The organism is Streptomyces sp. NPDC033178 (genome assembly GCF_055577685.1).
In genome coordinates, this window is the sequence record NZ_JBVIPT010000047.1 from 1 (window position 1) to 10554 (window position 10554).

At 64.8% G+C, this 10554-nt stretch carries 4 protein-coding genes; 1 reads left to right on the top strand and 3 read right to left on the bottom strand.

Annotated elements, in window-relative coordinates:
• The first annotated feature begins 510 nt into the window (after positions 1 to 510).
• Positions 511 to 3024, top strand: a complete 2514-nt coding sequence (locus ACZ5VQ_RS49075) for a helicase associated domain-containing protein (RefSeq protein ID WP_469110728.1) — start codon at positions 511 to 513, stop codon at positions 3022 to 3024.
• 77 nt (positions 3025 to 3101) lie between these two features.
• On the opposite strand, the gene ACZ5VQ_RS49080 is transcribed toward ACZ5VQ_RS49075, so the two are convergent.
• The 3 genes from ACZ5VQ_RS49080 to ACZ5VQ_RS49090 form a co-directional block, all read right to left on the bottom strand.
• Entirely contained in the window at positions 3102 to 7115 is a 4014-nt protein-coding gene (locus ACZ5VQ_RS49080; RefSeq protein ID WP_469110725.1) for a helix-turn-helix domain-containing protein, read from the bottom strand.
• Positions 7116 to 8045: 930 nt separating this feature from the next.
• Positions 8046 to 8834 carry a helix-turn-helix domain-containing protein gene (locus tag ACZ5VQ_RS49085; protein WP_469110726.1) on the bottom strand — a complete coding sequence of 263 codons (789 nt, stop codon included), beginning with the start codon at positions 8832 to 8834 and terminating at the stop codon, positions 8046 to 8048.
• Positions 8835 to 9467: 633 nt separating this feature from the next.
• Positions 9468 to 9689 (bottom strand): hypothetical protein, encoded by a 222-nt coding sequence (locus ACZ5VQ_RS49090; RefSeq protein WP_469110727.1) that lies wholly within the window; start codon positions 9687 to 9689, stop codon positions 9468 to 9470.
• Positions 9690 to 10554 lie beyond the last annotated feature (865 nt).

Genomic DNA, 10554 nt, shown 5'->3' on the forward strand with positions numbered 1-10554 from the left:
GCGCGCGGTCTGCTCCGCAGACACGACGCGACGCCGCTACGCGGCGTTACCATCGCTTCGCGATGGAGCATTGCGCTCCGCGCAATGCGGCGGAACTCCGTTCCGCCTGCCCGGAATCGCTCCGCGATCCGGACGGATCCGGCTGACGCCGGATCAGGACCCGGTACAGGCCTGCTCCGCAGTCCCGTACCGGAGCTGACGCACCCTCCGGGCGCGTCAGAAAAGAAGCTGGCTACAGAGGAGGGTGCGGCCAGTGCGTCCGCTCTGACCTCCTGTCAGGTTCGGTCACTGCCGAACAAGTTTCAGCCACTTCCAATCAGACTGCGTGCGTCACTTTCGAGCGCGGCTTGGTTCTGGGATTATTGCTAGGTACCGATCCCTCCATGAAGGCTGCGAAATCGCTTGTACTGTCGGAATTTAAGGAACTCATCATTTTGGAGCCTGGATGGAATCCGGGTTAAGGGAAGACTACCTCTCCAAGTATCGAGAATGTGAGGTCTCGTGAATCAGATGGAATTGCGTCTGCATCAGGCTGAGGCTGTCGATAACGTCGTTCGCATTCTCGGTATGCCGCCCGGAGGTCGTATGCCTCCGGAGGGTCTGAGGACCCAGGTAATTGCTGCCACCGGTTCCGGAAAGACCCTGATCGGCGCGGAATCGGCGCACCGGCTTTCGGCCCGGCGTGTGCTGGTGTTGGTGCCGACGTTGGATCTGCTGACGCAGATGGCCGGTGCGTGGCGTCGGGCGGGCCGGTCCGGAGCAATGGTCGGGGTGTGTTCCCTGCGGGCGGAGGAGAGTCAGGGGCTGCCGTGTACGACCGACCCCGACGAGCTGGTCGCGTGGATGTCCGGGCTGGAGACCGTCACGGTGTTCGCGACGTACGCGGCGGTCGGGCTCGGGGTCCTGCAGCGTGCTCATGCGGCTGGCTTGGGTGTGTGGAGCCTGATGGTCGTGGATGAGGCCCACAGGACCAGTGGGGATGGTCTGAAGCCGTGGGCGGCGGTGCACGACCAGGCGCAGTTGCCTGCCGAGCGCCGGCTGTATATGACGGCCACTGCTCGCGTGTGGGAGGCCGAAGGTGAGCGGCCGCGGTTGGTGGCGTCGATGGAGGACGGTTCGCCTGTGTTCGGTCCGGTGGCGTACAAGCTGACGCTGTCGGCGGCGATCGGCCGGGGCATCGTGGCGCCCTACCAGGTGCTGTGCCTCGACATCCGCGACCCCGACCTCTACGCGGCCCTGACCACGGAGGCCACCGGCTCCGACGCCGTGCGCGGGGCCCGGCTCGCGGCGGTGCAGACAGGGCTCATGCATGCAGCCGTGGAGGAGCGGTTCCGGCGGGTGCTGTCGTTCCACAGCCGAGTCAGTGAGGCCGAAGCCATGGCGGCGTCGGTGCCGGCGGTCGCCGCCCGGCTCGCCGAGGACGACCCCGACACCTACCCACCCGCGGACCAGGTGTGGGCGGACTGGTTGTACGGCGAGCATGCTCCCGGACACCGCCGTCAGGTGCTCGATGAATTCGCCTCTGATTTCCTCGGAGGGTCTGAATTTGAAGGCCGTAATGTGCGTGCAGAACTGCGGGTCCTTTCCTCGGTCCGCGTTCTCGGAGAAGGCGTTGATACCGCCGAGTGTGACGCGGTGCTTTTCGCAGATGCGCGCGGTTCGATGGTCGATATTGTGCAGATGGTCGGGCGTGCTCTGCGGCTGAATCCGGATCATGGAAAGCTCGCTACCTTGGTCGTTCCGGTGTTCCTCGGACCGGGCGAAGATCCCAATGAGCTGCTTACCTCAGAGGCTTATACGACCTTGAGTAAGATCCTTGGAGCCCTGCGAGCGCACGACTCGGACACCATCGAAGCCCTCGCGGATCCTCGTCTGCGCAACAGCCGTCCGGCCGTCGAAGACGACGGCGAGGACGCGCTGCTGGACGACCAGGACGACGACGATGACCGGGAAGCCGAGCGGGTCTCCGAACGGGCCTCGGGGGTGCTGCGGTTCAGCGAAGAACGCGACCCGGCCGCGCTCACCCAGTTCGTGCAGCTGCGGGTCATCGACCCGGAAGGCGCCTACTGGCGGCGCGGCATCGAGGCCGCCACCCGGTGGTTGCGGGAGACCGGCAACACGGAGTTGAGGGTGCCGTTCACGTACGTCACGCCGGAGGACTGGTCCTCGGTCGGCTCCCATCCGCTGGGGACGTGGGTGGCGGATCAGCGGCGGTACTACGCGGCCGGGTCGCTGGAGGCTTCGCGGGTTGTGGAGTTGGAGCGGCTGGGGATGGTGTGGTCGGTGCACGCGTCCGCGTGGGACGCCGGCCTCGAAGTCGCCCGCTCCTACGCAGCCATGCACGGGCACTGCTTGCCTGCCGCGTCCGTCGTCTGGGAGTCCTTCCCCCTGGGGACATGGATGAAAAATCAGCGCGGGGCGGCCCGCAGGACGGTGGAGAACGCCGCACGGCGTGAGGCCGGGGAAACCGGCGTCCCGTACGCCGGAGAGCTCTCTCAAAGCCACATGGAGGCTCTGGCAGAGATTGATCCCGGATGGTGCCCAGTGGCATGGGAGATCGGATGGCAACGCTGCTATCGGCTCGCCCTGGCGCACGTGAAGGCCGGCGGCAGCCTCCCCGCGGGGGCAGGCGTGGTCATCGTTCAGGGCGAAGACCTCGGAGCCTGGATCACCGGGCAGCAGGTCGGGTGGGACAAACTGATGCCCGCACAGCAGTACCTGCTGGAAACACTCGGCATCGAACCAGCCGCGGAGGGCGAGGCAGTCGTGCCCTTACGGCGGTCACAGGATGAACGGTGGACCACCAACCTCGCCGCCGCCCGCCAATTCCACACCCGCGAAGGCCACCTCCGCCCCGCACGCAAACACGTCGAAACGATCACCGTGAGTGCGGGCGGAGACGGAAGCGACGGCCAGGAGGTGGCAGTGAAGCTGGGGCCGTGGATCGACAACTGCCGCCGCAGAGCCCCCAAGCTCAGCACCGAGCGCCGTTCGGCGCTGGACGCCCTCGGCATGCGCTGGTAGCCCACACCCACATGAGAACCCGCAGGATAAAGTCCGGACACCTCGCTGAGCGTCGAACAGGCACCAGAGTACGTCGCTCACCAGACCCGGTGGTCGGGCTCGGTGTCCTCCCGTACGGACCAATCAATCCTGCGTTCGGCTGATTCCTTCAGGGAGCGGTAGAAGCGGTCCTCGACCGACCCCTGCTCAAGGGTGGCGATGATGAGTGTGGCGTTGTCCCTGATCGCGGTGTCGTCGGGATGGAGCAAACCGGCGCCGGTGGCCCGGTCGCCTGCGGCCACTGCCCTGTGCAGGCTGGCGCCAGCGATCTGCAGCAACTCCGTCGAGTACGCGGCCGCCGCCTGAAGGACTTCGCTGACGAACTCAGGGGCTTGCCAGACGAGGTCACCGTCAACCGCCCCTAGCAGAACTGCGGCCGCCCGGCGTTCGTGGGGCGGCCGCGCTCGCAGTGCGTCGGCAAGCAGTGCTTGAGCCTCCTGGTCGACGTGCCCGGCTGTTGCCCGGAATAGGTCGGGGGCGTGGTTCTCCCGACGCGAAGCGGTGCGAGAGCCGGGCTCCACGGCTGCCGTCCAGGACAGGATCCTGCGTAGGTAGGTCATGCGTTGGGGGGCTTCGGCCAAGCGCAGGGGGACGTGCCACTGATACGGCAGAGCGGCATAGCTGGGGTTTTCACCTGCCGTGTTTTCCCAGTGTTTGACACGGGCTGTTAGAAGGTCCAGGACATCGTCGCCGTGGCTCAGGGATATAGCGGACAGCAACTTCTGGATCTCGTAGCTCTCCAGCCTTTCGACGACTCGGAGTTGGTCGAACAGTGAGGCCCTCTGCGCTGGTGGCAGATCGGTCCACGACAGCCATTCGTAGACCGTCACAGCCCGGGCCACCTCCTGGGCCACATCGGCATCCCCTGCCATGGGGACGGCGGAAACGAGCTCGAGGGCTGCCCCGTGGTCGGTCGCGGACAGGGCACCAGCGGCTTGGATGACCAGGCAACGGACGACGGGATCGTGGTCATCGGCGAGAACTCGTCCCAGGCTGGCCAACGTTGCTGCGGGCAAGTGGTGTGCCTGCTGCCGGTCCGCGAGCGCCATGGCCACCGCGCGTTTTAGCGAGGCCTGTTCGGAGGCGATGAGTTCCTTGCCTCGTTCAATGCCGACATCCGTTGGCTGGCGCAACAATGCGTTCACCGCTGCAGGCACCACGGCCTGTTGCAGTTGCTCGCGACAGTGGGATGCATCGGCAGAGATCAGCTTCGCCAGCTGCGGGTGGGCGGTGAAAAGATGGCCCAGGAAAGGCTGGGCGTGCTCGGGCGTGTAGCCGAAGACGGCATAGCCGTCGGTGAGCAGCGTCTGCAGGTGGTCCCAGACCTCTTGCGGCTGCCAGGCTTTGGTCGCTTCTGCTGTCCTGCGCAACTGGGCGTCCCAGGCCGATGCGGCCGCCTCATGGTCCTCGCCCTCGCGGAGGTTGCGCATTGGGGTCCACCAGCTGGTGTGCAGTGCCACGGCCAGATCATGGTCCACAGAGACGGGCAGGGCCTCCAGCACTTCCATGGCGGCCTGCTGGGCGTCATGGGAGCCGTAGGTGAGATGCCAGTCCACCGCGCGTCGGACACCGAGTGCGGCCACCGGCCCCGGTGAGACCACACGTGTGCGGTCTCGTAGTTGCTGGAGGAGGCGGATGACGTGCGTGTCGCCCGCGTCATGGGTACCGCGCAGTACTGCGTTGAAGCAGACGGCGGCGCGTGCCGAGCGCCACGGGTCTTGCTGGGCGTATTCCCCGAAGAGAACATCGAGGGCTTGGCGGCGGACGCCTTCGACCTGCTCCAGCGCAATACGGCTGCGCCGGATCGTCAGTGTCCACCCTTGCTGGGTCATGCTTTCGGCTTCGGCGGCGAAGACAGGGTCGAGCAGGGCAAGCGGCATGAGGGCATGCGTGGACGGGCTGGTCGCTGTAGCCCATCGTTGCACCCCGCGGATGACGGCCTGCTGGTAGGCGAAGGGCTTGCCCGGCTCGTAGGAGGCCAGCTGGGTCAGGATCCGCAAGGCGTGGTCGGGATGTGCATTGAGCGTGCGCGAATCGTCCTTGCCCAGGTCCCACAGTAGATCGCAGGCGTCGTCGATGTACCGCAGGTCGTAGGCGATGGCATCAAGCACCGGCGGCAGGCCCCGGCGTACGGCGGGGTCGGCCTGGTGTTCGTGCAGCCACCGTACGAGGTTGAGGGTTCGGGCTGGCTGGAAGGCACCGATCTGGCGTAGAAAGGGCAGGTGGGCCGCCTGCTGCTGCGGTCCGGCCTCGCGGATGACGTGTGCGACCTCGGCCCACAGGGGCTCGCCGAGCGCAACGGGGTTGGCGGTGTCGTGGCTCCACTGCCACTCCACACGGCTGGTGTTGACCAGCGCGTGCAGGAGCGGCTCGTGCGCCTGCACATTCGCGTGAGCGCGCTCGAGGTAGCCGCTCGACGCACCTGAGGCTGGCAGCAGAGCGGCCTCGGCCAGCACCACGTCGCCCAGCAGGTCGGGCACGATCCGCAGCGAGGATCCGCGGCGTAGCAGCACACCCGACTCTTCCAGGGTCCTGAGGTGGGGCACGAGATCGTAGAAGGGCCGACCCGTGAGGTCGGCCAGGGCCTGCTGGTAGACCGGGACGTTCTCGCGGAATGGCTGGAACAGGGAAACGGCTCGTAGGACGTCGGTGACGCCGTCCCCAGTGTGATCGGGAAGTGCGGCGCGCAGGAAGGCGTCGGCGAGCTGCTGGCGGATCTGCTCGTCGGTCTGCAGCACCGATGTGGTCAGGCGGCCTTCCCGTATCTGCACAGCACCCGCGATCAGAAGCAGCGGGCAGTCCTTGGCCGCGTGAGCCAAGCGGGCGGCGAGCTGCTGCTTGCCGGGACCCAGGGCCTCGGCGGCCAGTGCGGTGGCATCGGTCGTCGACAACTCCGCCAGCGACCAAGTCGGCATGGTCGTCGGATCCACGCCCAGGCCGCGTAGAGCATCGCGGACCGCGGGCAAGCCGTAGGGGCGGGTCGCCATGAGGATTTTCGCCTCAGGCCGGTGTCGCCGCACGTGCGCGATGAATGAGCGCAGCCCCGCACCGTACTCCTGCGCATCGTCGATCATCACCAGAAGGTCGCCCGTGGCAGGCAGCAGCTCGAACGCCTCCGGCGGGGGCATCTCCCGGGGGGCTACCCGGACGGTAACCGGCGTGTCCTGTTCCAGGCGCTTGCACACTGCCTTCAGCAGGCGGCTCTTGCCAGCGCCGGCCGCACCGACCAGCAGACCAAGTACCGATATGTCCGCCGTGTCGTCCCTGACGAAGCCGACAAGTTCCTCAAGCTCGGGGATGCGTCCCACAAGCGTCCAGCGGTGCGAGTACCGGTCCCCCTGCTGGAACCGGTCGAAAGCTTCTTCGGGGGTCTCCCACGGGGTGGGCGCACCGACTCCCAGGAACGGCTCCCGAAGACCGGGAAAGTACCGGTCGACAAGCCGTACCGCCACGTCCTTGTCGAGTCCGGCCACCGTGCGGGCCAAATCCTCCGCATCCCAAAGCTCCCAGTCCGGATGCTTGTCGACTTCCTGGCGCACCCGTACCGTCACAGCGGCGGTCACCCACAACAGGCACCGGTCCACGCCCGCCTCGGCCATATCCAGCGCCTTGGCCGCGGCCCGGAACGTCGCGGGATGGTACTTGTCGTAGCGCTTGCACTGGATACCGATGCGCTCGCCGGCCCGTGTCACCACACGCACGTCGATCCCGTGCTGCTTCTCACCCCGGCCGCCGAACCGCTGCACCTGCGCGCCGGGGAACACCTCCACCGCGAGTTCCGCGCAGAATGCCTCGAAGACGTACTCATCGAGGTTCTTGAACGGCAGGCCTGACAGACGGGGCAACCCCACTGCAGGTGACGTCGACGGCTTGCCCGGCATGGCCCCGACAGCGCTCTGCACCAGCAGGAGCAGATCCCGGTCGGGAACTGTCCGCCCTCGCTCCCAGCTACTGACCGTCTGCTGTCCCACGCCCACGCGCAGCGCCAGATCACCTTGCGACCACCCGCGGGAGACACGCGCCGCCTTCAGCCATGCCGGAAAATCATCCACAAGAGAAACATACGCGTGGCCTACGTAACATTCAATCCTCCTGTCGGACGACCCATTCCCCCGCGTCAGCGACCAGGATGTTCACGCCGCCGGGGCCGCACCCCCAACAGACCCTCGCGCGGATGAGGATGGCGAACAGCTCGCTGGCATGTTCGGTGCCGCCGCCACCAGACTCGACGCCCCTCGGCATGCGCTGGTAGGAGGTGCGCTTCGGGGTCTGATCGGAGCGTGGAGGTAAGTCGAAGCACGATAGCCGTCACCAAGGCAGACATGCTGTCACCAGAACCGTCAGACGGAGCACGCCGCATCTGACCGCCGACACTGCCGCGCAGTTCAGAGAACCGGTACGACGCCATGGCCGGTGACACCCACGCGACCTCACATACACCTGGTGACAGACAACATGCCGATCTGGTGACACCACCGTCCCTTGCACGATCAAAACCGCAGGTCAATTTGTTCCTCAAGGCGTGGGGGCGCGGCGATCGGGGTCGTTGAGGCCGGGTGGCCCAGGACTGCGGTGTAGCGGCGGGCGGCGCGGAGGCCGATGCCGAACATCTCGCTGAGGTGTTTGGCGTCGCCGTCGGTGGCGAGGGCTTCGTTGAGGATGCGGTCGTTGCGTAGGTTGCGGGAGGTCAGGTGTGGGCCCAGGTGCTGCCCGATCCAGGCCGGGCCGACACCGCTCGATCCACCCCACGATCACACCGACCGAGCCCACCTCACCGCGTAAGAAATCTCGAACCTGAGACAGCATCAACTGACATGCGATAAAGCCCCACGACAGCGATCCCACCCATCAATCTCTCACCCCATGACAGTGACCCACCCACCCACAAACACCCACTGACCAGCCCCGCAACACCCCACCCCAGAACGTCACCGCCGACTCTCACCACCACCGACACCAACCCGAGAGATCGCACTCGAAGGTCACTCAAAACCCTTCTCAAAAATCCCTTGAACGGTAATTCTGTACCCGGTAGGGAGTGCGCGGAGTACCGAGTTAAATTTTTCATTCCCTGCATCTCGATAGATTCGCGCTATGATCAGCACGGTCAATTCCGGATCAAGCTGTACAAGCACGTTGGCTACTTGCGCAGATGGAATTTCGCCTAGAATACCGCCCAATGAATCCATGTCGAAATATTTAGCTACTATCTTTACGACTGTAGCTGCACTTTTGTCCGAGATTGCAGAAAGCACGTCAGCTGCGTGTGGGGCGGGTATTCCAGGTAGTGCGAACGCCGCCAAATAGGGATCGGAATTTACACTTCTTTGCAGGGCGAGAGTAGGATCGTCTCTCGCATTTTGCTCATCGACGTTGAAGCCCATCTCCTCGGCAATTGGCTTCAGCCTTTCGCCGTGCCTAATTTGTTCAGCACGTGCACGACTACGAAGTTCATCGAGTTCATGTTCTTGGTCGTTCGAGATTTCTACACCAAGCCGCCGAATAGCAATTACGAATTGTTTAAGGAACTTCTGGTCGGCGACTCGCAGTCCATTCAAATATCGAGACACGACAGATGGGGAACTCAGCGCTTCCCTTGCGAAATGGTTTTGCGTAAGCTTGCCGCCATTTGCTTTTTGCGCAGCTTTGAAAAAGCTGCGCAAGGCTTCTGCGTAAGCCTGCCTCTCAACGAACGCCTTGCCGCGCAAATCATCTTCCTTTGCCTTCGGTTTCTGAATCTGAGCCTGACAGAAAGGAAAGATCACTCGCATGGTGTTGGCCCACCACCATGCATGTTTTTGTAACAATTTCTGGAACGGTTCCCTCTACGGGAACGCTTGTGCAGCCGCCACTCTGGTTGTGAAAGGAAGGGAAGGTCAGAGTGGCTAACGAAACTTCTTCAGGGAGCGAGCACTGCTCTCCTGGCGGGCGGCAAGATTGTTGTACAGGGCGCGGGAAAGGAAGCCGAACCCGTTGGTTCCCTCGTATGGGCTGGTTTCCACGTGGTAACCGCCACCCCAACACCGCTAAAGCTCTAGGCGGGCGACCGGGGCCGAAGGCACGTCGCGGCCCCAAACAGTTGCTACGAGTGATTGCAGGAGGACTCATCCGCGGAGCTTCGTCAGGTGCGGGAAGTATGGCGGTTTCTGCTGCCATCATCTGGTGGAACTCTCGGCACTGAGAATCTGGTCTGGGGGCTACCGCACGGTAGCCCCCAGACTACTGCGTTGGTGACTCGCTCTTGTTGGTCATGTCATCCTGCATACCCTGGTTCTATCCAACCCCGTAAGGCCTGGGAATGTCTTGCTCATCAATGCATGGCACAGGTCCTAATGAAGCTGAGTTCCAGGGTTCGGGGATAGCTCGCGCAGACCTGTGTGTACACGCCCTCACTGGTGGTGGAGCTATGGCTGCAGAGGAATGGGGATGTCGATGATGGGCTGCAGGACTTCGAGTCGGGCTGAGTAGGCACGGACGACCTGGTCGTACAGGTCGGCTACAGCAGGTGTTCTGATGGTGATGACCAGGGCGTAGGACACTTCGGGGTTGGTGTCCGGTGGGAGGTCGTCCAGGCGGAACACGTGCCGGACGTCGAAGGCTGGCCGCTTCAGGCGCTGTCCGCGCATTCACCCCACCGACCTGGGCGCCCGCCCGCACGTGCGCCGTCGTCAACGACCCGGCCGCATCCAGCTCCAACAACCGCGCCACCAGCACCGGCCGGGACACCCTCAACCCCGCCGTGACCTCACCCCACGCACCCGACTCCCTCACCCCGCACCCTTCCCCCGGCGGACACCGACACCGACCACCGTGCCGCCCCACAACCACCGAAGGATCAGAAGCACCGTTCCCATGACAGCGGAACAGAGCGGGGTGTACCGCCCCATGACAGCCACAACGGCACCAGGCACCGCCCTATGTCAGTGACTCCCCATGCTCAACACCCCACCAGCAGCGAAAACACCCTGGCCTGACATGCCGTCACTGACACCCACCCACTGACACCAAACCGGCACATCGCAGGTCGCCTGTCGGCACGCGGCCCGGCCGCGCTCAAGGACCGGGCCCCCTAGCTTTCCCGTACACGTCCGGCTGACCTTCTGGACGCGCCGCTGCTGCTCATCGTCACGAAAGCCGTTGTTGAGGTCAGTCAGGGTCAACGCGATGGTTCGCGTACCGGATGGGCGTCACCGAAGTGGGGATTGCTGGCGGTGTAGCTGGGGCCGCTGGCGGCTGGCCGAACCCAGGGGCAAGCGGCAGCGCAAGAAACGTCGCGACCGCCGTGCCGGAAGCGATCGACGCCCCCAGGTCGCCACCACCGAGGGCATCGTGAGTGCCCGACGCGGATTGGCAGGGACGCGGGGGGGGGGGGGGGGGGGGGGGGGGGAAAAAAAAAAAAAAAAAAAACAAAGGAGGGGGGGGGGAGGGCCCCACAAAGGGAGACAAGAAAAGAAACCCCCCAAACAGGCGGTGGGGGGGTTTTAAGTCACG